Consider the following 24,928-nt stretch of genomic DNA (forward strand, 5'->3'; position numbering starts at 1 on the left):
GAATTTCAGTGTTAGAAATTAAAATTTAACCCGCAGGAATAGGTGCGCTGGAAAGGGTAGGCCGCATTTCCAAATGATTCGGGATCCAGGCTGACTTTGAGGTGGGATATTTCAAAAATGTTTTCTACGCTAATGTAAAAACGGACTTTATCCAGTTTTGCCTTCCTGAGAAGCGTTTGCGGCAGGCTGTATCCGAGCGTGAGGTTTTTCAGGCGGGCGTAGGCAGCATTTTGCATATAGCGCTTGTTCGGTATCCCCAGTTGCTCCATATTGTCCTCGGCAGCATAGGCACGCAGAGCGGGAAAATAGGCGCCGGGGTTTTCGGGTGTCCAGTGATCCATGTTCTGTACGGTCACATTGGTCCACGGCTGAGAATACACACCCCAGAAATAGATATTGGAGCCGCCGGGATACCAGTCGCGCTTGCCGATTCCCTGCACAAACGCGCGGATGTCAAATCCTTTCCAGCCTCCCGACAGATCGATTCCGTAGGACAGGCGTGGACTGGTGTTACCAATTTTGTACAAGTCGCCGGGATTATCGACAGTGCTGTTGCCTTTGTCGACGACCCCGTCGTTGTTACGGTCTTTAAATTTGGGATCCCCCACAAAAAACTGATAAGATTGATCGTCGGTCCCCATTGCCCTTTGGTCGGGATGGTTTTTCAACTCTTCCTCATTCTGAAAAAAGCCTTCGATTTCCGCTCCCCAGATTTCACCGATCTGCTGGCCAACATAATAATTGCTGAGCAATCTGGTGGGGTTGTCAAACCGGGTGATTTTGGTACGGTTGTCGGCAAGCGATAAGTTCACATTGTAAAAAAACGGAGATCCGGCAAGTTGGCCCTTATCCCGCCAGTTTAGCCGGAGTTCCCATCCGTCGGTTTTAAGGTCACCGGCATTGACGCGCGGCACTCCGGTACCGAAAACGGCGGGAAGCGTCTTTCCGGCAATGAGCATATCCCTTGTGTAACGGGTATATTTATCGAAATTGAATTCGAGCCTATTGCTGAAAAAGGCCACATCGACGCCCGCGTTAAGGGTGGAAATTGTCTCCCAGCTGAAATTATCGGATACCGCACCAGGCGCATTTACGGTCGTGGGACGTCCGGTTCCCAGTACCTGCCCTGCCTGTGAGCTGGTCATGGTAGGGATATAGTCGTAATTTCCTACCGCACTCTGGTTCCCCAAGGAGCCGTATGAGCCTCTTATTTTAAACAAATCCAGCTTTAAGGCATTTCTTACAGGGGTGAAAAACCGCTCTTCCGATATCACCCATCCCGCGGAAGCCGACGGAAAGAAACCCCATCTTCTGTTTTCGGGGAACCGGGATGTACCATCATACCTTCCGTTCAATTCCAGCAGGTAGCGGTTTTTGTAATTGTAGGCCAATCTGTAAAATAGCCCCCGAAGCGCGTAATCACCGATATTCTCTGATACCTGCATGGTGCCCGTGCTCAATCCTATCGATGGAAGTGCATTGGCAATAAGGTTGTTGCGTCGCGCGGTGTAGGTTTTTGCAATCCTGTATTCCTGGTTATAACCAACAAGCCCCTGAATGAAATGACTTCCGATATTTTTATGAAAATCGGTATAGAGGTTGTATACCGTATAATTGGTATTGGTGCTGCTATTCTGTGCCCAGGTGGTAGTGCTGCCGGCAAACGCCACCGGGTTGTTGGGTCCTGTTTTGTATCCTATCGGGATGTCAAATGAGTTTGTAAAAGATGCTCCGCGCCTGAATGTGGCTTCGCCTTTCACATCCCACACGTCTTTGATCAATGCGGCATTAAAAGAAAAAGTAGTCTGAAAATCATTGGTTTTGGTTTCAGCCCTACCGCCTTCCGCTAACCTCCCCAATAAACCGGCGCCTGCGGAGGTCCAGCTTCCATCAGGATTTTTAGGAACGTCCAGCGAGCTGGTCCTGTTTACATTCCAGAAGAAATCACCATTGATAAATACCGGCGTATCATAGTTGCTTCCCGTCAAAAGGGTGTTGTTAGAGAATGTAAGCCATTTGGTTGCGTTCAAATCTACTTTTCCGCGTGCATTATAGCGGTGATAGACGTCGTTCCCGTAGCGTAGCATCCCATCCTGCCGGTAATAGTCACCTGAAAAATAGTAGCTTACCTTATCTGATTTTTTTGATAAGCTTAAATTGGTATTATAGGTAGGCGCATTGCTCAGATACGCCTCTTTCATCCAGTCGGTGGCGCCATAATAAGCCCAATTGGCCGGATTGGTGGGATTGGGAATCACGGCTGGCAATGAGGGATTGGCCGACCGCTCTTTCGCATACTCGCGTACTGCATCCGGGAACAGGTTGTAAAGAGGTACTGCCGCATCGTGTTTGTATTGCATCACGAGGTATGGATCGGTTACCAGTTCCGGCAATTTCCCTACCGTTCTGATCGCCATATTGGCATTGAGGGTAACGTTCATTTTGTTGCCTTTGGCTGTCTTGGTGGTAATAAGCACCACCCCAAAAGCGGCACGGGCACCGTAAATGGCTGCCGCGGCGGCATCTTTTAAAACCGACACTATCTCAATGTCGTTGGGATTGAACGATGCGATTTCGCTCATCGTGAATGGCACATTGTCGACCAGTATTAACGGCTCGCCACCATTGATGCTGGTAAAACCACGGATGTTGAAACTGGCGGCGGTAGTAGCCCGCCCGTTACTTAGCGCGATATTCAGGTTTGGAATCAACCCCTGCAATCCCGCGCCAAGACTTGTAAGCGGCCGGCTTTCCAGCTGCTGCGCTGTAACAGCGTCCACGGCACCGGTAAGATTTGCCTTTTTCTGAACACCGAACCCAACCACGACAACCTCATTCAGGTTTTTGTCCCCGGGAACCAGGCTAATCCGCAGCTGGCCGGCGGCAGGCGCCTTTACTTCCTGGGTTATGTAACCGATGAAAGAGATGACGAGGATTGAATTTTCGGTAACCTCAATAGCAAACCTGCCGTCCTCGTCGCTCGTTGTACCCGAGTTGCTGCCTTTTACACGGATATTAGCTCCTGGTAGTGGCTCTCCCGTCTCATTCCTGATTTCTCCTTTCAATAGATCGGGCAAGCTGGCCGGGCTGAGAGAGCTGATCACCACCAGGTTGTTGTTGAGGACTTTATAGTAAAGTGAGCTGTTTTTCAACGCGTTGTCCAATACATGCTGAATAGATTGATTTTCAACTTCGACATCTACTCTGGCATTTTTCGGCAGCTTCGTGTCCTCGTACAAAAAACGGTAATCGGTCTGCCTTTGAAGCATGGAAAACAGCTGCTTCAATTCTATATTTTTAGCTTTAATGCTAACCTTGTTCTGTCCGTAGCCTATTGCAGAGACTTGCAAACACACTACAATCGACAGTATTGCAGTTAAATTCATGACAATGAGCAGTTTGCGAAATTTGGCATGGTTATCCCATAACGATTGGGGCACAATCATTTTTTTCATAATTTTACAGTCCTTAAAGTTTAATAAATGATACAGACGTCCGCTCAAAGAAGTATTGTATCGTTTTTTGAAATGATTAAGCATTGAAAGAGATGTTAGCGCATCTCTTTTTTTGTGCAAAAGGGCGGGTCAGCGTTTAGCCATAGGGTAGGGTTTAGGTTATTTAATGATTATGGTCCTTCCATTCTGTTCAAAATGGAAAGGAATGATCAGCTGCAATGCCCGGAGCGCTTCCTCTATCCCTTCATTGTTGAAAACGCCGGAGAATTTTCTTTGCCTCAGTTCCTGGTCATTAATCTGAATATCAACATTGTACCATTTTTCCATTTTGTCGATCACCTCCGTAAAAGGTTCATTGTCGAACACGAGTACATTGCTCACCCATGATACTTCCGGTATCACGTTCGCCAGCGAGCTTTCTTTTAAAGCTGAGATCCGGTAATGGGCTTTGGTTTTCGGAATATGCTCTTTTACGCGTTCTGCGGCAACGGGGTGTAACGCAGGATCTGTTTCAGCATCGCCGAGGTCTATCGTGATCTTTTCATTCGGCTTCAACTGTATTTTGTGGTCGGGTCGGGCGAGCTCGGTAAGCTCCACCGATCCTCGGATCAGGGAAGTCTCAACTTGATCGCTTTTAGGGTAACTCCTAACATTAAACGCAGTGCCCTTGACGAGAATGTTTACACCCCTGGCGTGCACGGTCAGCGGCACGTTGGCGTTGTGGGCCACATCAAAGAAAGCTTCTCCGGTGAGGGTAATTTCTCTTTTATATTTCCCGAAATCATTGTTGTAGGTCAGCCGACTTTCACCGTTGAGCCATACGCAGGTGCCATCCGGCAGTATTTTTTTCAGGCGTTTGCCGCGTACCGTTTGCAACACCAGGTTTTGCGGCTTTATTTCCGGGGAGACGACTGCCTGATCCTGTTTTCTGCTCCATCCGGTATAGTAAATTGCAGAAGTGGCTACGAGCAGGATGCTGGCCGCAATGGATAGCCACCTTCCGTGTTTGGTATATTTGAAAGCGAAGGGCTTACGAGGGCGTGGTGCGTGCAAATTTTCCCAATTTCCTTCGGGCAACTCGTCTTCCAGCTTTTGCCGGAGATTTTGCCAGGCTTTGTGCTTGTCACCCGCGTCTGTTCTGACAGGTTGGGAGCGTTGAAAATAGAAACTGTATAGCTCGACCTTATGGGCCAGTTCGGGGTCATTTTTCAAGTGACCATCCAATAATGTAATTTCTTCCTGGGTGGCCTCTCCGGCGAGCTTTCGCGCAATCAGTTTCCAGATTTGATCGTTTGTCATTGGTGTTAGTTCAGATAGGGCCTCTGAACTAAGGATCCAAAAACGGAGAGGATCACCTAAGCGTCGGGAGATTTTTTTAAAATTTATTGATTCAGCAGAAAACCAATGGACTCGGTGATTTTTTTTGTCGCGATAGCCATTTGAGCGTCAATCGTTTTGACTGAAATATCCAAGATTTGGGCAATCTCTTTGTATTTAAGGCCGTCCTCGCGAACCATCTTAAAAATAACCTTGCATTTGGGAGGCAAGCTTTCAATCGCGCGCTCAATCTGCCTGACAGTTTCGTCAGAGATCAGTAGTTCTTCGGGAGATGGCGTGCTGGTTACTTCATGATCAATCACTAAATCGTCCCAGCTGGTATCATACCTGCGGTTGTCGCGAGCGACTGTTTTGAGTGAAAGGTTTTTTGTTGACACATACAGGTAGACCTGCACATTATTGACTTCCGGTAACCGGCCGCGGTTACGCCATAGGTTGACAAAAGTATCGAGTACAACTTCCTCGGCAGTCTCCTTGTTTTTGAGAATCGCATATGCACATGCAAGCAAAAAGTCATAGAGATGAAAAAACAGATTCCGGAAGGCTGATTGGTCGTCAAACAGGGCGATTCGTTCAGTCCAATATCGAAGCTGTTCCTTCATCGGAGACGGGTTTAGTATATATTAACGATAGACTGGGTTTGTATCCGTTGCTTGGCATGTTTTGCGGAATTATCGTAGTATACAGCTGTTTATTACGGTATTTTCCCGTTGCACTAATCGTTTGTGATGTCTTCCTATGAGCTAGATATTGTCCTGTAAATATATATTTAACTTTTAAATTTTAAAAAAGCGTGTCTATAAAGTAATGATTTTTTAAAAACTGCCTCTACGTGGATTTCCCAGTCTGAGCTGTATCAAATCACCTTATCCATTTCCGGTTGAAAAGGTTGATTATAAAACCGCCTGCCTTTGTTTTTATAAAGCGCATTGGCCACTGCGCCAAACACGGGTGGGAACGGAGGCTCGCCCAGGCCGGTCGGATCTATGTCGTTTTGCACAAAGTGGACTTCTATCTTTTTCGGAGCTTCGTTATGCCGAATAATGCGGTAACTGTTAAAATTGCTTTGCTGCGGGGTGCCGTCCTTGTGGGTTAAAGCACCGTAAAACGCATTGCCAATCCCATCTACTACCGCTCCTTGAACCATATTTGTTGCGGCATCCGGGTTTACGACGATACCACAGTCCATCGCGCTAAACACGCGCTCTACATACGGTTGGTCGTTCCGGGTCACCATGTCCACCACATGGGCCGCGTAGGAATTGTGGCAGAAGTAAGCGGCCACACCCCGGTTGTATTTCTCATTACCCGGCTTGCCCCAGTTGGATTTGTCACGAACCAGTTTCAGCACGCCGGCGTACCGGTCGGCGTCGTACTCGTTGTTTTTGCCTACCGGATTTTCTTTGGCCCTTTTCAAAAGCGCTAACCTGAACTCAATCGGGTCTTTGCCCATAGCTTCGGCCACTTCATCCAGAAATGATTGCTCAGCGGCGGCGTTGAAATTCGAACGAGGTGCCCTGAAAGCGCCTATTGTGATATTGGACGCGATCTGCCAGCCTTCGGCCAGGTAGTTATCTACTGCTCCGGCTGGGAAACGGTTGGCATGCACCGGATGCTCAGGGATACCGCCTCCTTTGACGTGGAAGGCAATCAGGTTTTTGTCCGCATCCAGGGCCGCCCGATAAGTGGCCGTGTACATCGGCCGGTAAATGCCGTAGGTCATATCGTCCTCACGGGTGTACATAAGTTTCACCGGCGCTTTCACCTTTCTGGAAATCAGGGCTGCTTCGGAGAGGTAATGTCCGTAGGCCCTGCGACCAAAGCCGCCGCCCATGCGGGTCATTTGTATTTCAATTTTTTCGGGAGGAAGGTTCAAGATCTTTGCGAGCGTAGGCTCGATCCACCCGGGCGCTTGCAATGGCCCCACCAGGAGTGCTTTTTCCTCGGTAACATGGGCGAAGAAATTCATCGGTTCCATGCAGTTGTGGGCAAGAAATGGCGCATTGTAGGTGCGCTCGATTACTTGTGCCGCATTCTTGAAAGCCGTTTCAGGGTCACCGTCTTTTCTCAACTGCTGGGCAGGCTTTTTGGCATACTCCTGCATCTGCTCCATTTGCTTGCTTGTGCTTTCAAGCGCCCCCGGAACGACGACCTCACGTTTGCCGCTTCTGCCTGCCATGGTGTCTTTGATCTCACCTGCTGGTTCCCAGTTGGTGATCAGCTTTTTGCGGGCATTCATGACCTCCCAGGTGCTATTACCCACCACTACCAGCAGTTCATTGAATGTGCGGGTGTCGAACCCGCCCTGCTCAAAGCCCTCTTCGTATAATTTCAGGCTGAAAACGTCTTTAATGCCCGGCATTTTGAGCGTTTCCGCGGCATCAAAGGATTTTAGTTTCATTCCAAATGCCGGCGGGTGCTGGATCATCGCGATCAGCATGCCATCCACCCGGTAGTCCAGTCCAAAAACCGGCTTCCCGGTGACGATCTTTTGCCCTTCTACATTTTTTTGATGTTCTGACAATGGTAAAATCTTTGGGTGCTTTCAGTTGCAGGTCTTTCGGTACAGGCAGGGTGGCCGCTTTGGTGGCCATGTCGCCATATTATTCGGTTGTCGAATTCATCGTATTCAGCACGCCGCCATGCCGATAGGCAATGCGAGAGGGAAAAGTTAAGTTACGAAGTTTCCCTTTTTGCTTAGAACAGATTGTATACAAATTCATGATTCTTCTACCAATATTCCTGATTTGCCAGCCCCGACTATTGACGAGTCTTTTTTACCGCCGGATATGCCTGGTTCGGAAGCAACATTGTCCACTTTACTTATTTGCTGATGGGTCGGCAAATAGGCCTCCGATACTTTTGAGCCAAGAATTAAAAAACTCAAACAGTAGGACAATGAAAACGCAAATAACCGCCCTTATGGGTAAAACATTGATTGGCGCACTGCTATTTTCCGGTGCACCTGTATTTGCACAAAAAACGCCGGGCGACGGGGCGTCCGCCTCGATACGGCCCTACCATGTTAAGGTTTCCGAAGAAGCCGTGGCAGATCTCCGAAAACGTGTATTGAATACGCGCTGGGCTGAAAAAGAAACGGTGACGGACCGCTCCCAGGGTGTGCAATTGGCCAAAATGAAAGAACTGGTTGAATATTGGGGTAACGGTTACGACTGGCGAAAAGCAGAAGCCAGGCTCAACGCCTTGCCTCAGTTCATCACCAATATCGACGGAATCGACATTCAGTTTATCCATGTACGATCGAAAAATCCGAAGGCACTACCAATGGTCATCACCCACGGATGGCCCGGTTCGGTCTTTGAGCTTTTGAAAATTATTGAACCACTTACAAACCCGGAGGCTTACGGCGGCAAGGCGGAAGATGCCTTTGACGTTGTGATTCCCTCCATGCCGGGCTACGGCTTCTCCGGCAAACCGACCGGTACAGGATGGGGTGCCGACCGCATCGGCCGGGCCTGGGATGTTTTGATGAAGCGATTAGGTTATAAAACGTATGTTTCGAGCGGTGGCGACTGGGGATCGGTAGTAGCCGACCGAATGGCCGCACAAAAACCCGAGGGTTTGTTAGGTATTCACGTAAATATGCCGGCGACCGTTCCGCCCGACATAGCCAAACTGCTCGCGAGCGGCAGTCCCGCTCCGGCAGGTTTGTCTGCCAAAGAAAAGGCTGCTTACAACTCATTAAATCATTTATATACGAGAGGTGGTGGTTATGCGGGCATTATGGTAACCCGTCCGCAGACGATCGGATACAGCTTATCCGACTCACCGGTTGGCCTCGCCGCTTTCTTCTACGACAAGTTTGCGGACTGGACGTTCAGCGGAGGCAGCCCTGAAAAATCGCTTACCAAAGATGAAATGCTGGATGACATATCGCTATACTGGCTCACCAACACGGCCACATCGGGAGCACAATTGTATTGGGAGAATAATGCCAACAATTTCAACGCAGTAGACATCTCCATTCCTGCTGCCATTACCGTGTTCCCGGGCGAAATATACCAGGCTCCCAAAAGCTGGGCCGAAAAAAGCTACCATAAGCTTATTTACTTTCACGAGGTAACCAAGGGCGGTCACTTTGCACAGTGGGAAGAGCCGCAACTGTTTGCCGAGGAATTGCGGGCTGCCTTCAAATCATTGAGACAAGATAAGATTGTTGGCAAGTAACGATTGACACGTAAACCGCGAGGGCAGGTCCGGTTCGAAATACCACCTGCCCGAATCAGCCCTTTATTCGTCCATTTCAATCCGTTTCCACAGTCATTTAAAGATCCGGGACATTAGTTTTAAGCCATTGAAACGAACTATTTTTAAAGATTTTAAACAAAATACAAATGAAAACGCACCTGAATTTCAAACGCAACATAATCGGAAGTTTGGCCTTCGTATTGACTGGATTGTCGTTTTTTGGCGCATCGCCGGTAACCGCGAAGTCCGGTAAGCACGCGACAGTCATCGCCGGACAAACAAATCCGGCCGGTAGTCCATTTGATCGTATCAAACACATTGAAGCCGGTGTGCTCAATGTGGGTTATGTAGAAGCCGGTCCGGCCGATGGGAAGCCTGTGCTCCTTATTCATGGCTGGCCTTATGACATTTACAGCTATAAGGAAGTGTCGGAAATATTGGCGGCGAAGGGCTTCCGGGTACTGATACCCTACCTGCGTGGTTATGGCAGCACGGAATTTCTTTCATCGGAAACGCCGCGTAACGGGCAGCAAGCAGCCCTGGCGGTGGATATGATCGCGTTTATGGATGCCTTGAAAATTAAGAATGCGATTGTGGGAGGTTTTGACTGGGGTGCGCGCACGGCAGACATCATGGCGGCGCTATGGCCGGAGCGGGTCCAGGGACTTGTATCGGTGAGCGGCTATCTGATCGGCAGCCAGCAAGGTAACAAGGCACCTTTGAGTCCAAAAGCGGAGTTACTATGGTGGTACCAATACTATTTCGCCACCGAGCGTGGGGCGGCAGGTTATCAGGCGAATACAGCCGAATTTAACAAATTGATCTGGCAGACAGCTTCACCAACCTGGCATTTCAGTGAGGAAACTTACAACCATTCAGCCGACTCATTCAAAAATCCGGATCATGTAAAAATAGTCGTAGACAACTATCGTTGGCGACTGGGCCTGACCAAAGGCGAGGCCAAATACGATCAACTGGAAACGAAGCTGGCGACAATGCCCGACATTACAGTGCCATCTATAACACTTGAAGGCGATGCAAACGGTGCACCGCACCCGGATCCGAGCACCTACGCGGTCCGATTCAAAGGGAAATATATCCACCGCACCATCACGGGTGGAATAGGCCATAACCTACCCCAGGAAGCGCCCAAAGCATTTGCAGACGCGATTTTGGAGGTGGCTGGTTGGATTTGAAAAAGGGTGTTGGCTGGAAAACAGGCCGGACCGGCCGGCTAGGGGATAAGGTTCTTGAGCTTCTGTATTCCAGCTTTTCGGACACCTAAGGCACGCAGTCCAAGTTTGATTGCGTGCTTCACTTTGGATTTTAGAATTGTAAGCGTATCCTCTTCTTCCAATTTTAGTATACAATAATCCGCATCTAAAATTGGGACAAAGAATTTGGGGTGCACAATATCAGTGAAGGTTTCCAACGGGATGTTGGCGAACTTGTTATTTTTATCCCTCGTGTGCGTTGCGCGCGGGTCAAAACCAATGTTGCTGATCAAATTGACATTCGGGCATATACAAAGGCTGTTATTCCAGAAATTCATGAACAGGTACTGGAAATCCCAGGTATTGATGCCCCCGGTCTCAACCAAAGTCAAGACTTTGGTTAGGCGATCGGTGATCTTTTTTTTGGAATAAATATATTTGAAAAGGTCTTGCTGCACAAAACTGTCCTTCATAGTAAGATTTTCATCGTAATTTTTCCAGACCCGCCGCCAGGAAGCCCAGCCCCATATGTGCGTATACTTGGAAAAGTAGTAAGTGGCATCGCCGAACTTGTCGTTGAGTGTCATTCGTGTTCCTGCGATATGGGCTACGCGGGTGTCATCTCTGTATTTTTCAAGCAGTGTATCACAGAATCTGAAAAAGTCTTCACCGGGCAAACAGTCGTCTTCCAGGACGATTCCTTCGGGTTCATTTTCGAAAAACCACTTAATGGCTCCGCTCATCCCCAACTTGCAACCCAAATTCTCGGACCGATATAAATATTGTACTTCACAATCCCAATCCACATTGATCACTCCTCTGGTTTCCCGGCACAGGGCGTCTTCTCCCTCGCGATCGGCTCTTGGCCCGTCCGCAGCTATATAAAGTTTGCTTGGCTTAAATTCTCTTATCTTCTCAAATACAAGCTGGGTTGTGTCGGGCCGATTAAAAATGGTAAACAAAACGGGGGAGATAGTCTTGTACATGGCTGATAATTCATCAGTTAATATTTAATGGCGCCTGGAAGCGGTCATCTGCCGCATTTAAAAATCAGGCTTGTCAGGGTTTTTCCCACAAGTTTGTAGTCGTGCGCGAAGAGCAACGCACAAACAGCCGAACTTTTTAAGTTGTTGTAATCCAGATCCAGATCTTCGGCGACAATCATAGTTGGCCGAAATCTTTCCCAGTTATTACTTTCCAATACCTCAGTGTCCAGCCCCTCAACATCAACAGTCAAAAAGTCAATGGTCTTACCCGCAGGAAGATGTGCTTCCAAAACCTGTTCCAAGCGACGCACAGGTATGTTCTTTTCACCAATAATCTTATAGGCTGTCTGCTGATCACGTTCTTGGGAGAGAACCTTGGAGAAGCTGTTTAAGGCTGGTTCATCGAACATGTAGTAGGTTAGGGAGTCTTCCTGGCCGGCGATACCCATTTCAAGGTTGATGTCGCCCGGGCGTAGCCGGTCAAACAACTTCTTCGTTCCGGGCATTGGGTCGATGTTGATCCCGCGCCAACCTCTACGGTAGAATAAATAAGTATTCGAGAATCTGAATGGATGGTGGGCACCAACATCCACAAATAGACCTTGGGAAACACTTTGCAGGTATGACATCAGTATGATGTCTTCCCCGTGCTGCGCATAAGAACTCCTTTTTGAAAAAAAAGGAAGGTAATCACGGAAGGACATAAACGCTTTTAGGTTGCTTATCGAAAATAGTCAACAAATTGGTAATTTTTGAGCCAATGGTTGGTCCGGTTGTATAAACGGCACACGCCTTTAAAATCGATTAACCAGGCTTGTAAAGGTATTCTTTTGTCCTGAAATAACAAATACAGGGCAAACCATCTTTCCGAGTGCCGATCGCCGTCAATGCCACTGTATACATTCGGTCTCCTGCCGGAACCAGGACGCAGGCGGCCATAGTTTGGGCTGTATAAAGAAATGAGAAAAGCGAAGATCGATTGCTAACCGGCATTAAGTGTAGGCGTTTATCGCTGCCATTTAAAAGCCAGTATCATCTTGATAGATCTGACTTGATGCATAAACAGTTTTCTTGTTGCCGGGAACAAGAAATTTGAGAAAATGGCCGAAACGTAATAAGAAACCAGCGTAGCAGTAGCTGCACCAAGCGCACCCATTTTAGGGATTAGGAGAAGGTTTAATAAGACATTCAACAGTAAACCAATGCCAGTTTTGTAGACATTGTATTGTTGAAGATTTTCGATTACTAAATACTGCCCTGCCGCCACGCCAAGAAACATTGGCACAAGGGCCCAGATGTGAACAATCAAAATTGCAGATGCGCCGCTATATTGTGAACCATATAATATTTCGACGATTTGTGACGAGAAGAAGCTTACCGAAACTGCAATCAATATCGATAGCCTGGCCATCCACACGAAGAAATGGTGGATCTTCTCGATAAAGATTAGATCTGACGCCTCCTTTTTTACCTTTACAAGGGTTGATAGGTAACTTCCAGAAACGGCAATTGGAATAAAAACGAAAATGTCTGTTACCTTAACCGCAGAACTAAAAAGGCCTAGCTCAACTTTACCCGCAAGGCTGCCAATCATCAATTGATCGACCCTCATGTAAAGTATAACGGCAATATTGGAGATCATGAATGGCCATCCTGCCCTGAGAAGCTCACCAGCCCTGCTTTTACTGAATGACCATCTGAGGATGCTTTGTTTTCGCTGATAATTGAAAACCAGGAACAAGTATGAGAACACAGTTTCGATACCAACCGCTGCCGCGAACCACAAAAGCGACTTTTGTGAATAAAGAAAATACACCTTTATCGCAGCCCCGACAAAATATCCCAGGTTTTTCGAAACAACCGTCAATTTGCTTTGTAGACGGGACTGAAAGTCCAGGTCGATGACATCCAATGGCGCTATCAGAAAACTTGGCGACAGCAAGGCTAAAATATAGTAGGAGTTGACAGGAGAGTCAAGAAGATAAAGATAGAGTGCAGCCGCAATTAGCCCCAGCGGTATCAGGATCAAACGAGTGATGAATGCCGTCCCAAGAATTTCATTCCGCTTATCAGGACTGGAGACTATTTCTTTCACCAGAAATCCGTCCATGCCTAAATTTGCGATAGCAACGAGGATACTGATAATTGCCAGCGAATAATTTAGCTCCCCCCATTGAGACGGTCCCAAATACCTGGCTACCCAAATTCCAACGACCATCCCAATCAGCAGTCGACTTGCTTTGTCGAACGAAAGCCATAAAATATTGAGCAGAACCGGACTGTGCATCCTCGCTCTGATTTTATCTACGTATACTGTGAACGGCATTGAACGGAATGATTTGATAACCCGGGAAAGGCGGAATAATGGTAAATGACAAGGTCAAATATAGATAAACAATGCAGAGTCTGCCAAATCCCGCTTTTGAAATCAGCCGGGCACACATTAATCCGGTTGGTTGTTTTAGGAAGAATTTGACCATTCTCCGGGCGGATTCCGGCCACTGGGACAATAGTCCACCTTTTTGAGCGTATAGTCCACCTGCATCCCGGAGGCCGTCGATACGTTTGTAACGTGGTTTTTACGCCATGCCATTCCCTTTTTCACACTGGCTGATTTGCATAACCTAAATATCTCCCGATAGCAATGACAACGAATCACGCTACACAACCTTCCCCCGAAAGCATCCTGCAAATGGGCACGGGCTTTTGGGCATCAAAAGTACTGCTGGCCGCCGTCGAGTTCGACCTGTTTACCCTTCTGGCAGAGCGCAGCCCGCTGACCGCCGGCCAGTTGAAACAAAAGCTGAATCTGCACTGCAGCGACCGGAATATGTACGACTTTTTAGATGCACTCGCCGGGTTTGGCTTTTTAAGCCGCCAGGGTATCCTCGAAACCGCTACCTATGCCAACACTACGGATACCGACCTGTTTCTGGACCTGAAAAAGCCGACCTACGTGGGGGGAATGCTCAAAATGCTTAACGATCGTCTGTATGGCTTCTGGGGAACGTTGGAAGAAGGGTTGAGAACCGGGAAGCCACAAAATGAAGCCAGGCATGGGGGGAATCTGTTTGACAATATATATCAATCACCTGAGCAGCTGGAAAACTTTGTGAATGCAATGAGCAGCATCCAGGTAGGGGCATTTATGGCCTTTGCTGAAAAGTTCGATTTTTCAAAATACAAAACGCTGACCGATGCTGGTGGTTGTAGTGGCTTGCTCTCTATACTGGTTGCCAGACACCAGCCACACATGTCCTGCGTAAACATGGACCTCCCGGGCGTGACCGCCATTGCGGAGAAAACAATCTTGAAAGCGGGTTTAAGCGATCGGGTCAAGGCGGTATCGGGCGACTTTTTCAACGATGCTTTTCCTGCCGCTGATATGGTGGTCATGGGCAACATCCTTCATGACTGGGATGAGGAGCAAAAAATCGGCCTGATGAGGAGCGCGTACGCTGCTCTGCCCGAAGGAGGAGTTTTTGTAGCCATTGAAAATGTCATCGACGAGGATAGAAAGGCCAATGTATTCGGGCTATTGATGAGTTTAAATATGCTGATCGAAACGGGCACCGGATTCGATTATACCATGGCCGACTTCGACCGGTGGGCCCGGCAAGTGGGATTCGGTTCCACATCACTGCTCCACCTGGTCGGCCCGACCAGCGCAGCCATCGCCATGAAGTAAGTTTTGCCAGTTAAAATATTTTATCCACCTACTTAACAATTCAATTATGGCAGATTATCCAGACTGGATGAAGTCGGTTGCTTCAAAGCTGACAAACCTCCCATTAAACCGTATTCCACTTCCCGGCAGCCACGACGCAGGGTCTTATGGTGGTATAACCACGAGGAGCATGACGCAGGGATTGTCGATAGCCGACCAGCTCAAAGCAGGAGTGCGGTATTTTGATTTTCGTTTCAGGATTGACAATGGAGAGTTTTTCTCTCATCACGGCTCAGATGAATCAAGGGATAATCCATATTGTCATTATAAATGGAACGAAGAATATGAGAAGAAGAGAAACTCGATTTTTTATCAGGTCAAAGCATTTTGCAACTTGCACCCGAGCGAGATTGTGATTTTAAATCTTTACGACTTTTCCTCGGTCTGGGGACAGAGTTTTAACTATAAAGATGGTCAGTCGCTGATACATTGCATTAACGATTGCTTTGGATCATTGTTGATTCCACGAAGCGCATCCATTCCCACTTATGGTTCGTGTATTTCTAATAAGCAACAAGTTCTTGTAGTAAATAACGACAAGGGTGACAATGCGCCTGATATCGATGTGACAGATGGAAACCCTGCCGCAGTTGATGGGGATGAAATTCCGGATGCAACGAATGCGGAAAGAAAAAATATCTGGAAAATGTCTGAAAGTTTAAAGGAACGTTTTTCAAATCTGGGTTATGCAACCTGGACCTGGAAAGAGATGGTGGATGGAACTATCGAGGATCAGTATAAATATCTGTTGAAGACGACACCTGATGGCAGGGACTTATCGCGGTTCTGGATTAGCCAGTCGATACTGGGGTATAATAATATGAATTTAGTTGATGACCACAGCCAGAACTTTGCCGGTTCGAATTTAATTAACCCCCTCATCATCGAAGAATACAAAAAATGGTGGAATGGCGAGGGCGGAGCGCAACAACCCAATATTTTGTTACTGGACTTCTCCGGCATACATGGTGATTTCGTCCCGGTATGTCAGGGATTGTTAAATGGTAGCTTTTAATTCAGGGGCAGGCGGGAAGCGCTACGCCTGGGTTGGCTACCTTATTCGCCCAGTTTTTTAAAAATTACAGGCATCATCTGCTCGTCAATGGCATCCATATCCACCAGCTTTAAGGATTTGACCATTTTCAGCGTGCTGGTTTTGTAATGCAGGAAATGGGGCGTCTGTAAATGCGACCGGTATGCAGCCTGGTTGGCGTAGATCTCCAATATTCTGATCTGAGTCGGGGTTTCCTTCTGATACATAGGGTAAATGGCAATGACACCTGGCTCGATTGCTATGGATTCGGACGATTCCTTTTCCAGGATGGTTTTATACGCTTCCAGATGCTCGGGGAGAATTTCGATCTCGGAAATCCTGACCATCATATCGGGCTGGGTAACCGGTGATACCGGTTGGTTCAGGAGCTTCCTCAATGTATTGGCCTGCGCCCTTCCGGCGTTTTTTTCGATCACGTCTGCAAGTTCGGCTAGTTGGCGGTCCGTAATGCCTGTATTCTTGCCCATCCCGATGTGTGCCTGCAACTGCGGCTCCACGCCGGGCATGGCGGCCAAAGCGGAAATGGTTATAAATTCACGCTGGCGATGATTCAAAACATCGCGGCTGAATATATCGGCAAACAAATGCTCTTTCAAAAAAGTATCGATCACCGGGGCAAAAGCATTGGCCCCGGTTTTTGGTCCAATTTCTTCTTTGCCGGTCAATTGCTGTAACGTTCGCTTTCCGGTTTCGAATTTATCCGCTGTGCCCGTTACCGGGCTAGCGTCTTTTCCCTCCACATCATTAATTCCCCTGGTTTTGCGTTCGTCGAGAACGGCCATTAGTGCATGGATGGCATTCAGGCTCCGGGGGAAACCGCAATATGCATAAAGCTGCACTTGCGCTTCCTTGATTTCGTTGACGGTCAGTCCTGCGTCCAACCCCGCGTTCAGGGCGCTTTTGAGTTGCTGCATGTTGCCCGTAGCGGTCAGGGCCGCAATCGCTGCCATGGTGTGCTGGTGTACATTCAACGCGGCAGTACCGCTGGTTTTGTCCTGTGCGTTCATTGTACTGGCCATAACGGTGAAAGCAAAAAGTAGTATCCAAAGTTTATTTTTGCTCATTGTTGTGCTGATTTACTGTTTGTTAGCTTCTATTCACGCTCAAAACCCAAATTTCTGATTAACCCGGTATCTTCAAATCATTTGCAAATTTAGCCGTTACGCTCTTCCCCGCATTTATACAGAATACGGAAGTATTTACCACTTTTACTGATTCGGCGGATGCGGAGATTGTCATGCTGGTGTCCCGGGTCCGGCGTGTACGCATCACACCGGACTTCTATCATTTACTGTCTTTGTCAACACTGTAACGGAGCGACAATAGGCCTGTCGGATAGGACTTGCTATCTATCAGTGTAAGGTGGGTACGGCTGCCCGACTGACCGAACAATGGCTTGCCACCGCCAAGCAATATAGGATGTACCGATAGCCATAACTCGTCGACAAGGCCCTCGTTCATCATAGCCTCGGCAAGGGAAGCTCCGCCGTATAACCAAATGTCTTTACCAGGTTGCTCCTTGATTTTACGCGCTTTATCCATAGCGTCCTCTGCGATGAGGATTGCCCCATTTTTCGCCGATTTTAAAGTTTTAGAAAAAACATATTCTGTCAGTTGAGGCATGCCCGGAATTACTTCCCCGTCGTTGCTTTCTGCAAATTGTTGTGCGATCTCATAACTCTTACGCCCAATAAAGATGGCATCTATTCCCGTGAAGAACTCGTTCAAGCCATAATCCTGGTCGGTAAAGCACCAGTCAAATTCCCCATTTGGCCCCTCAATGTATCCATCTAATGTGATTGCCAGTCCTAAAATCAATTTTCGCATATCGTGATCGTTTTTCAGCAAAACTACATTCCTCCGACTTATCGGAATTGTACGAAATGGACATCAAAACAAAATGTGGCTTGCAGCTACGACCTCGCCGGGGGAATGGCCTGTGTAAACCTTGTAGTCGCGTATAAAATGTGCCTGATCGTAGTACCCGCTTAGGTGTGCGATTTCTGTAAGCGACATATCCGGATAATTTGCCAGATATTGAAGTGAAGAATTGAACCTGCAAACACCCAGGTATTCTTTGGGAGATAAGCCAATACTCTGGTGAAATCTTCTCGACAGCTGACGTTGGCTAAGGCCTGTTTCTTCGGCTAGTTTGCGAACAGCTATTGAGCCCCGGGTAAGCTGTGCCTTGCCGAGGCAATAAGCCACCTGCAAATCCTGTTTTTCCAATGTCAATTGCCGGAGCAAAAAGTCTTGCACGACGGCGCTGCGTCCTTCATCGTTGGGAATGCCCGCTAGTTTATCCTCTAATTCGGAAGTGGCGCCATTCCAAACGTCGAAGAAATTGATAGTGGTATCCTTAAATAAGTGCATCGGCATACGAAAGAATAGATATGCCATTCCGGGGTGAAAGCAGACGGCCAGACAGCCAGATCCTTTACGCATTTGAACGTCCACGGGGCGACTCAGTCGAAAACAAACAATACTGCGCTTATAAAGCTCCTGATCTATGACCGCAATTGGGGTACTGGTATAGTTAAGAAATAATTCCACACAGGTATCCGGCAACACCCGGACTTGACTCCAGTCTGCGCCTCCCTCGCACTCCATGGAACATATTGATTTTACGTAGTTTCGTAACTGCGGCAGAATAATATACGATCGAACGTGCATAAGGCAAAAATATAAAATATAAGTGGTGTCTTTGTCGCAGATGCCCCTCTTAAATGGCCGGGTTTGCCTACACCGGAGGTTACAGGGTTTTCTATTTTTGAGATATGCTTCCTGCGTGCCAATATCAATCCGCTTGCGCACGCCTGCTGGTTATCGCCTAAAAATATGCAACTCAAATAATCTGTTTCAAATTCAAAGTCTCATGGCAAAGCAAATCATATTCTTTCACGGCGGCGGTTCAAAAGAGGATTTTGAAGCCGACAAAAAACTGGTGGAGTCCTTGGAAGCTCACCTGGGACAGTCTTACGATATTCAATACCCATTTTTGCCGGACGAAGGCACTCCGGACCTTGGAAGACGGCGGCAAATTAGTCAAGCCATATCCGAAAGTGGCGACGGCGTAATTTTAGTTGGCCATTCGTTCGGTGCTTCGATGTTACTGGCCTGCCTTTCTGAATTTGAAATAGAGCAAAGAATTGCGGGAGTATTCCTGATTGCGACACCTTTCTGGCAAGGTAGCCAGGACTGGGTGGAAGCATTCAAATTGCGCTCGGATTTCGCAGAGAAGATCGGCAGCAAGACGCCTCTGTTTCTTTACCATTGTCTTGATGACGAGGATGTACCGGTTGAGCAATTGGAGATTTACAAACAACATCTTCCCTGGGCGACTTTCCGCGAAGTTCCGACCGGCGGACATCAGTTTAATGATGATCTGAGTGTTGTAGCAGCTGACATTATTCGGCTTTTTCAATAGCAGTAAAAGCCAGGTGCAGAGAAGATGTTGTTTGAAGAGCCGGCTGAAATGTTGGGGATATTTAAAGCCCAGCTCGAATGCGATTTCGTTAACCGTTTTTTCGCTATTGAATATGCGCTCCTTGGCAGCTTCAATAACCTTCATCTGAATGTATTCCTGAGCAGTCTGGCCGGTCTCTTTCTTGACCAGGTCACCGAAGTATTTAGGCGACAAATTAAGCTCGCTAGCGCAGTACGCCACTGCCGGTAATCCGATGGTCTGCGGTTTATCGGATTTGAAATAGTTGCTCAAAAGATTTTCGAACCTGGCCAGGACCCCCTTGTGTACCGTGTCGCGGGTGATGAACTGACGGTCGTAAAACCGGATGCAATAGTCGAGGAACAATTCGATATATTGGCTGGACTTCTTCCTCGGGCTTGTGAATATTTTTAATTAGTTCGAAATTACCCATTTACCCTTCATCCGAAAAATCGGAATGGCCAAATATGAAACGATTCGCCGCGCTCACGCCATACACCGTCGCAGTGCTGCAAAGTGCATCACTTTTCGTAATTAGTGCCCGGTTGTTGAAGTATTGTCCGCAGAAAACTCTCTTTTAATTTTCTCCCTGTGCTGCTTACCCCAGTCGACGAGGTGTTCAACAACCTTTTCGAGCGTCTGACTATAAGGGGTGAGCTCGTATTCTATCAGCACCGGGTAGCCAACGGAAACCTTTTTTACAAGCAGTCCATTGGATTCCAATTCTTTCAATTCACTCGACAGAACCCGTCCTGATATCCCTGCAATTTGCCGTTGCAGCTCACTGAACCTCTTGTTTCCTCTTGCGATGGAAATGATGATCCGCAATTTCCATTTACCACCAATGGCATACATCGCGTCCCCCACGGCGTTTAAAACAACGTTACATTCTTCGCTGAATGCCTTGTCGGTTGTCTGACCGGTATTTTCCTTTTTCATAGTTAGTACGATTTGTTTACTTGCTAACCTATTAGTAACAAGTAATAAAATGTAAGCAAATGTACTCTATTTTTGCTATCAACAAAGACGAACACAGCGGTATGAGAAAAACAGATTTGGCATTCGGGCAAGCAAGTATTCGGGTTGAAACCAGCAGAAGCAGGCAAGATTTAAGTATTATTCAACAACTATTTTCAACAACTAAAAACAAACAATCATGACTCAGGACATTTTTAGTACCCAGGACGAATTAAGGGATTTAATAGACGCCTACGCTTACTTAGGTGATGAGAAAAAGATCTCCGAACAGATGCGTTTATTTACCGAGGATGCTGTTTATCAGGTTTACATGGGCGATTTTTTGGTCGCAAATGTCAGCGGGACGGCTAATCTGGAAAAGGAATTCAATGGGCACGCGGCCTTGGTGAAAACCTATTTCACGATGAACGGACAGCATACCGTGCATGTTGGGGAGGATACCGCGAGTGGTATTTCTTTTTCTCAGATCAAGATGATCAGAGAGCCGGAGGGCAAAAGAAATATTACAGATTATAGTGTCAGATACGAGGACCAATATGTTCGCCAAAATGGGAAATGGTTCGTAAAGGAACGTATTGGCTACTTTGTCATAATTGAAGAAAGGTTACTGGCATAAGTGCAGCCGGAAGAGGCAACAGCAATGCTGTCGAGTTAGGAGTTTCCGAGCTTCCAGAAACTACTTTTTAAGCCTGGATTCTTCCAGGTCTAAATTATGTTCCATATCTCGTATCACATCTTCATCGTATTTGTTTTCATCACCGATAGTATGCAGGCTGGCTCTCTGCAATGCAACGAGTTCAATCATGATTTTCTTTTTTAGCTCTTTGGCCGGGTCGTGGTCATCCTGCGCGGGATCTGCAAAGGCGATTGTTCTTTGAAGTTGCTCCATAATGCGTTTGACCGATCCGTAGTTCCGGATTTCGGAATGGTAATGTTGTTTCATGTAGTCGGCAGACCGCCTCGCCAGGTGCAGCCGTATCATTTCCATCTGTTGGTCAACGGACAAGTCCTCCTCGGCTTCGGGTACCCGGAAAAGCCGCAGGACCATTGGTAAGGTTAATCCCTGGAAAACGAGTGTGACCAGTATTACAATGAAGGTAATGAACAATATCAGGTTACGATGCGGAAAAGCGCTGCCCTGCTGCGTATTCAGCGGGATTGTCAGCGCTGCCGCAAGTGACACCACCCCGCGCATGCCAGCCCAACCCATCACAAAAGTGAGTCTCCATCCCGGGCTGCTTTCTCTATCTCTTACATTCCGGCTCAGCATGCGCGGGAGGAAGGTTGCCAGGTATACCAGAATAATCCTAATCACAATGGCGGTAAGGCTAATAAGAAGTCCATAACCAATCGCTTCCCTCAATGAATAAGTGTCCAGACCGTCCACGATCGCCGGCAGCGCCAGGCCGATCAGAATAAACACAAAAGCATTAAGCAGAAAAACCAGCATGAGCCAGATTTCCCGGTTTTGGAGCCTTGTCTGATAGTTTAGGAAATCCTTTGCGTGGAAAGACAGGTAGAGGCCGCCGCTTACCACGGCCAGTACACCCGACCAATGAAACTTTTCGGCAATGACGTACATCAGATAGGGGGCCATCAGGATAATCGGTGAGGTAATGCGCGATGATCTTGCCCAATAGCGAAGTACTAGATATATCAGGTGACCAACAACAAGGCCAACGGCCGTTCCCATAAATGCCAGCACTGCAAAATCGACGACCGCCTCTTTGGGCGTGAAATGGCCTGTCAAAACCGCAATAGTAGCAAAGCGGAAGACTGTTAATGATGCGGCGTCATTGACCAGGCTTTCGCCTTCCAGAATTGTAATTCCGCGCCGGGGCATCTTGAGGCCTTTTAGAACGGAGCTGGTTGCAACCGCATCAGGTGGCGAAATGATACCGCCGAGCAAATAGCCCAGGGCCAGTGTAAAACCGGGAATGATGGCCACCGATAAGTAGGCAATAACCAGGGATGTTGAAAAAACAAGTCCGAAACCCATCGAGAAAATTGACTCTTTTCGCGCCCAGAAATCCTTCCACGACGTCGTCCATGCCGCTTCAAAAAGCAGCGGCGGCAGAAATATCAGGAAAATAATATCCGGGTCTAAACTGATGTTGGGGACAGCTGGAATCAGGGAAATGACCAACCCTCCCAGTACCAGCAGGATCGGGTAAGAAACTTTCAATCGTTCGCTCCAAAGATATAGTAAGGCTATAAAGAAGAATAGGATCAGTACGAGTAGCAGATTTTGATGGACCATCTTTAAAGGTACACATACATATCAACAGGCTCATTGCAGGTAAATCAGAAAAGCCGAAAACCGTCAGGAAATCATAGACGAGAGCGGCACCTGTGATATATGTAAATGTAAAAACGGCATATGTAACGTCTTACGACGCAGTTGTGTGAGCTTTGTAGCTAAATATTAAGCTCTCTGTCATGAACAATCCCGAAACTTTACCGGATGGCGATGTAATTTCTGACTTTGCCCTTACGCTGGTTCATGAAATTCGCAATCCATTGACCAACATTGATTTGTCACTGCAGGTGCTCTCTCAGGAAATAACCGATGAGAGTCTTCGGGTATATCTTGACATTATCAAAAGAAGCTCGGACCGTATCGGGAAAATATTGAAGAATCTTCTCAGTCATCAGAAACTAAATGAAAACTCCGGTGCCGACCATTCCTTACATACCATACTGGACGAGGTGATCTTGCTGGCCACTGACCGCATTGTGCTTAAAAAGGTCAAGGTTACCAGGGATTATGATTCGAAGGACTGTGTGGTGGCGATTAACGCGCAAAAAATAAAAATCGCCCTGACAAATATCGTGGTCAATGCCATTGAAGCCATGGATCCACGGCAAGGTGAGTTGAAGCTGGTTACCAGGTCGACAGACGCCACGCACCTGATCCGCATTGAAGACAATGGATGCGGGATCAATGACGCGGGGATGAAAAATCTGTTTAAAAGAGGTTTCTCGGATAAACCGGGTGGTATCGGAATCGGCCTGTTCTCGACCTTAAAAATTTTGAAATCCAGTAATGTGGGGATAGATGTGCAGTCTCAGGCAGGCTCCGGAACATGCTTTATCCTGACTTTCAACAAGAGCACAACGCCCGACAAGTTGATCCCAATGTCGCTGTAAATCCCGCAAAATCAGCTATATTGTAAGAAATCGGCTTTGGATTTTATGGCCGGTACAATTAATGAGCTTGTTCTATCATGATATTGTATATCAAATACATGGTCAGCCTGCGGTGCAAAATGATGGTGCAGCAAGAACTGAAAAACCTCGGCTTACATTACGTGGTTGTGGAACTGGGTAGTGTCGAGATTCTTGAAGATATTTCTATCGAGCAGCGTGAAGCGCTTAAAAGGAATTTGCTCAAATCCGGCCTCGAACTACTGGACGACAAAAGGAGCATTTTGATTGAGAAGATCAAAAATGTCATCGTGGAGATGGTACATTACCAGGATGAACTTCCCAAAACCAATTATTCGGATTACATCGCAGAAAAACTGGGGTATGACTATACCTACCTTTCCAACATGTTTTCAGAGGTGAAGGGAATCAATATCCAGCAATTTATCATCCATCACAAGATAGAAAAAGTTAAAGAGCTGTTGCTTTATGAGGACTTGAACCTCACAGAGATCTCTTACAAAATGCATTACAGTAGCGTAGCGCACCTGTCCAATCAGTTTAAAAAGGTCACAGGCCTTTCTCCCACCTACTATAAAAAACTTCGAAAAAAGCGCGACAGTAACCTGGAAAATATATGAGGTCGGTTGCTCTTCCTTGAAAACGTATTGATTTTCTGTTCGTGATAATCAGTGATCAATGTAACTATTCAGTCCGGTTGTGTAACAATTACGACCCCACCGGTGCCGACCTTTGCATAGGTTGATTCAAACATAAAAACCCTCCGGGGCTGAGCAATGAAAAAGTTATCAATAACATTTATACTGTGCGCAATGACGATCACGTCGTTCGCACAAACTTTCGGTTTCGGGCCAAAGGCTGGCGTGAACGTCAGTAACTATCAGGGTGGTAACATCCAGACCGAAGCGAAGCTCGGATATCATTTTGGCGGTATGCTTAATTTTGGGTTTGGAAATGTCTTTTCTATCCAACCTGAGGTGCTTTTCTCCACCCTGGGTGCTAAGGTCGAGAGCGGCGGGAGCAAAACGGACTTCAAGATCAATTATCTGACGGTTCCGGTCATGCTGAAATTCAGAACCAGAAGTGGTTTTTACCTGGAGGCAGGGCCTCAGGCAGGCTTCCGGTTATCTGAAAGTGTTCCAGACCAGACCATAGATCATTTCGCTAAAAATCTGGATATATCTTTGGGCGCGGGTTTGGGCTATCAGTCCAATATCGGGCTTGGGATCGGGTTCCGATACGTAGCAGGTCTATCAAAAGTGGGTGACTTCTCTTCACAGGAAATCAATCCTGACTTCAAAAACAGCGTTATCCAGGGCAGCTTATTCTGGCTGATTCCTATTGTCAAATAATA

General features: G+C 47.2%; 21 protein-coding genes and 2 pseudogenes. 10 read left to right on the forward strand and 13 right to left on the reverse strand.

Annotated elements, in window-relative coordinates; all coding sequences use genetic code 11:
- Positions 1-11: 11 nt before the first annotated feature.
- The 4 genes and pseudogenes from IEY24_RS05530 to IEY24_RS05545 form a co-directional block, all read right to left on the reverse strand.
- Positions 12-3,386 carry a TonB-dependent receptor gene (locus tag IEY24_RS05530; protein ID WP_229221448.1) on the reverse strand — a complete coding sequence of 1,125 codons (3,375 nt, stop codon included), beginning with the start codon at positions 3,384-3,386 and terminating at the stop codon, positions 12-14.
- A gap of 228 nt (positions 3,387-3,614) precedes the next feature.
- Positions 3,615-4,754, reverse strand: coding sequence for a FecR family protein (locus IEY24_RS05535; protein WP_188929471.1), 1,140 nt, complete (start codon positions 4,752-4,754; stop codon positions 3,615-3,617).
- Between the two features lie 83 nt (positions 4,755-4,837).
- Positions 4,838-5,395, reverse strand: coding sequence for an RNA polymerase sigma-70 factor (locus tag IEY24_RS05540; RefSeq protein ID WP_188929473.1), 558 nt, complete (start codon positions 5,393-5,395; stop codon positions 4,838-4,840).
- Between the two features lie 254 nt (positions 5,396-5,649).
- Positions 5,650-7,396 (reverse strand): annotated as a pseudogene (locus IEY24_RS05545) (xanthine dehydrogenase family protein molybdopterin-binding subunit); the annotation flags it as partial.
- A gap of 295 nt (positions 7,397-7,691) precedes the next feature.
- On the opposite strand from IEY24_RS05545, the gene IEY24_RS05550 reads away from it, so the two are divergent.
- Together IEY24_RS05550 and IEY24_RS05555 are read left to right on the forward strand one after the other, a co-directional pair.
- The gene (locus IEY24_RS05550) at positions 7,692-8,981 is read left to right on the forward strand and encodes an epoxide hydrolase family protein (RefSeq protein WP_188929475.1); all 1,290 of its coding nucleotides are present in this window, start codon (positions 7,692-7,694) and stop codon (positions 8,979-8,981) included.
- Positions 8,982-9,148: 167 nt separating this feature from the next.
- A complete protein-coding gene (locus IEY24_RS05555; RefSeq protein ID WP_188929477.1) occupies positions 9,149-10,198 on the forward strand; it encodes an alpha/beta fold hydrolase in 1,050 nt (349 codons plus the stop codon).
- Positions 10,199-10,236: 38 nt separating this feature from the next.
- On the opposite strand, the gene IEY24_RS05560 is transcribed toward IEY24_RS05555, so the two are convergent.
- From IEY24_RS05560 to IEY24_RS05570, 3 genes are all read right to left on the reverse strand, one after another.
- A complete protein-coding gene (locus tag IEY24_RS05560; RefSeq protein ID WP_229221450.1) occupies positions 10,237-11,202 on the reverse strand; it encodes a nucleotide-diphospho-sugar transferase in 966 nt (321 codons plus the stop codon).
- Between the two features lie 44 nt (positions 11,203-11,246).
- Positions 11,247-11,906, reverse strand: coding sequence for an FkbM family methyltransferase (locus IEY24_RS05565; RefSeq protein WP_188929479.1), 660 nt, complete (start codon positions 11,904-11,906; stop codon positions 11,247-11,249).
- A 302-nt stretch (positions 11,907-12,208) separates the two neighbouring features.
- Positions 12,209-13,489, reverse strand: a complete 1,281-nt coding sequence (locus IEY24_RS05570; protein ID WP_229221452.1) for a flippase — start codon at positions 13,487-13,489, stop codon at positions 12,209-12,211.
- A gap of 357 nt (positions 13,490-13,846) precedes the next feature.
- Here IEY24_RS05570 and IEY24_RS05575 point away from each other — a divergent pair, with 357 nt between their 5' ends.
- Positions 13,847-14,890, forward strand: coding sequence for a methyltransferase (locus IEY24_RS05575; protein WP_188929483.1), 1,044 nt, complete (start codon positions 13,847-13,849; stop codon positions 14,888-14,890).
- 46 nt (positions 14,891-14,936) lie between these two features.
- Complete coding sequence (locus IEY24_RS05580) at positions 14,937-15,944, forward strand: PI-PLC domain-containing protein (RefSeq protein WP_188929485.1); 1,008 nt, start codon at positions 14,937-14,939, stop codon at positions 15,942-15,944.
- A gap of 41 nt (positions 15,945-15,985) precedes the next feature.
- On the opposite strand, the gene IEY24_RS05585 is transcribed toward IEY24_RS05580, so the two are convergent.
- The 3 genes from IEY24_RS05585 to IEY24_RS33005 all read right to left on the reverse strand — a co-directional run bounded on the left by IEY24_RS05585 (position 15,986) and on the right by IEY24_RS33005 (position 18,656).
- Positions 15,986-17,047 (reverse strand): carboxymuconolactone decarboxylase family protein, encoded by a 1,062-nt coding sequence (locus IEY24_RS05585; protein WP_188929490.1) that lies wholly within the window; start codon positions 17,045-17,047, stop codon positions 15,986-15,988.
- Positions 17,048-17,267: 220 nt separating this feature from the next.
- Positions 17,268-17,810 (reverse strand): dihydrofolate reductase family protein, encoded by a 543-nt coding sequence (locus IEY24_RS05590; protein ID WP_188929491.1) that lies wholly within the window; start codon positions 17,808-17,810, stop codon positions 17,268-17,270.
- Positions 17,811-17,873: 63 nt separating this feature from the next.
- Positions 17,874-18,656, reverse strand: coding sequence for a helix-turn-helix domain-containing protein (locus IEY24_RS33005; RefSeq protein WP_188929492.1), 783 nt, complete (start codon positions 18,654-18,656; stop codon positions 17,874-17,876).
- A 202-nt stretch (positions 18,657-18,858) separates the two neighbouring features.
- Here IEY24_RS33005 and IEY24_RS05600 point away from each other — a divergent pair, with 202 nt between their 5' ends.
- Positions 18,859-19,410 (forward strand): alpha/beta fold hydrolase, encoded by a 552-nt coding sequence (locus IEY24_RS05600; protein WP_188929493.1) that lies wholly within the window; start codon positions 18,859-18,861, stop codon positions 19,408-19,410.
- A gap of 21 nt (positions 19,411-19,431) precedes the next feature.
- On the opposite strand, the pseudogene IEY24_RS05605 reads toward IEY24_RS05600, so the two are convergent.
- Both IEY24_RS05605 and IEY24_RS05610 read right to left on the reverse strand, forming a co-directional pair.
- A pseudogene (locus tag IEY24_RS05605) lies at positions 19,432-19,800 on the reverse strand (helix-turn-helix domain-containing protein); the annotation flags it as partial.
- A gap of 162 nt (positions 19,801-19,962) precedes the next feature.
- Complete coding sequence (locus IEY24_RS05610) at positions 19,963-20,367, reverse strand: winged helix-turn-helix transcriptional regulator (protein ID WP_188929494.1); 405 nt, start codon at positions 20,365-20,367, stop codon at positions 19,963-19,965.
- 59 nt (positions 20,368-20,426) lie between these two features.
- Here IEY24_RS05610 and IEY24_RS05615 point away from each other — a divergent pair, with 59 nt between their 5' ends.
- Positions 20,427-20,588 (forward strand): hypothetical protein, encoded by a 162-nt coding sequence (locus tag IEY24_RS05615; RefSeq protein WP_188929496.1) that lies wholly within the window; start codon positions 20,427-20,429, stop codon positions 20,586-20,588.
- Positions 20,585-21,022: a nuclear transport factor 2 family protein gene (locus IEY24_RS05620; protein ID WP_188929498.1), complete on the forward strand. Its 438-nt coding sequence runs from the start codon at positions 20,585-20,587 to the stop codon at positions 21,020-21,022. The genes IEY24_RS05615 and IEY24_RS05620 overlap by 4 nt, the downstream gene beginning before the upstream one ends.
- A 60-nt stretch (positions 21,023-21,082) precedes the next feature.
- Here IEY24_RS05620 and IEY24_RS05625 read toward each other — a convergent pair whose 3' ends face one another.
- Positions 21,083-22,666 (reverse strand): Na+/H+ antiporter, encoded by a 1,584-nt coding sequence (locus IEY24_RS05625; protein WP_188929500.1) that lies wholly within the window; start codon positions 22,664-22,666, stop codon positions 21,083-21,085.
- A gap of 179 nt (positions 22,667-22,845) precedes the next feature.
- Between IEY24_RS05625 and IEY24_RS05630 the strand changes: the two genes are divergently transcribed.
- The 3 genes from IEY24_RS05630 to IEY24_RS05640 all read left to right on the forward strand — a co-directional run bounded on the left by IEY24_RS05630 (position 22,846) and on the right by IEY24_RS05640 (position 24,926).
- Complete coding sequence (locus IEY24_RS05630; RefSeq protein ID WP_188929501.1) at positions 22,846-23,556, forward strand: ATP-binding protein; 711 nt, start codon at positions 22,846-22,848, stop codon at positions 23,554-23,556.
- Between the two features lie 77 nt (positions 23,557-23,633).
- The gene (locus IEY24_RS05635) at positions 23,634-24,194 is read left to right on the forward strand and encodes a helix-turn-helix domain-containing protein (protein WP_188929503.1); all 561 of its coding nucleotides are present in this window, start codon (positions 23,634-23,636) and stop codon (positions 24,192-24,194) included.
- Between the two features lie 156 nt (positions 24,195-24,350).
- Positions 24,351-24,926 carry a porin family protein gene (locus IEY24_RS05640; RefSeq protein WP_188929505.1) on the forward strand — a complete coding sequence of 192 codons (576 nt, stop codon included), beginning with the start codon at positions 24,351-24,353 and terminating at the stop codon, positions 24,924-24,926.
- The last annotated feature ends 2 nt before the right edge of the window (positions 24,927-24,928 follow it).

This window comes from Dyadobacter endophyticus, from assembly GCF_014641595.1.
GTDB lineage: Bacteria > Bacteroidota > Bacteroidia > Cytophagales > Spirosomataceae > Dyadobacter > Dyadobacter endophyticus.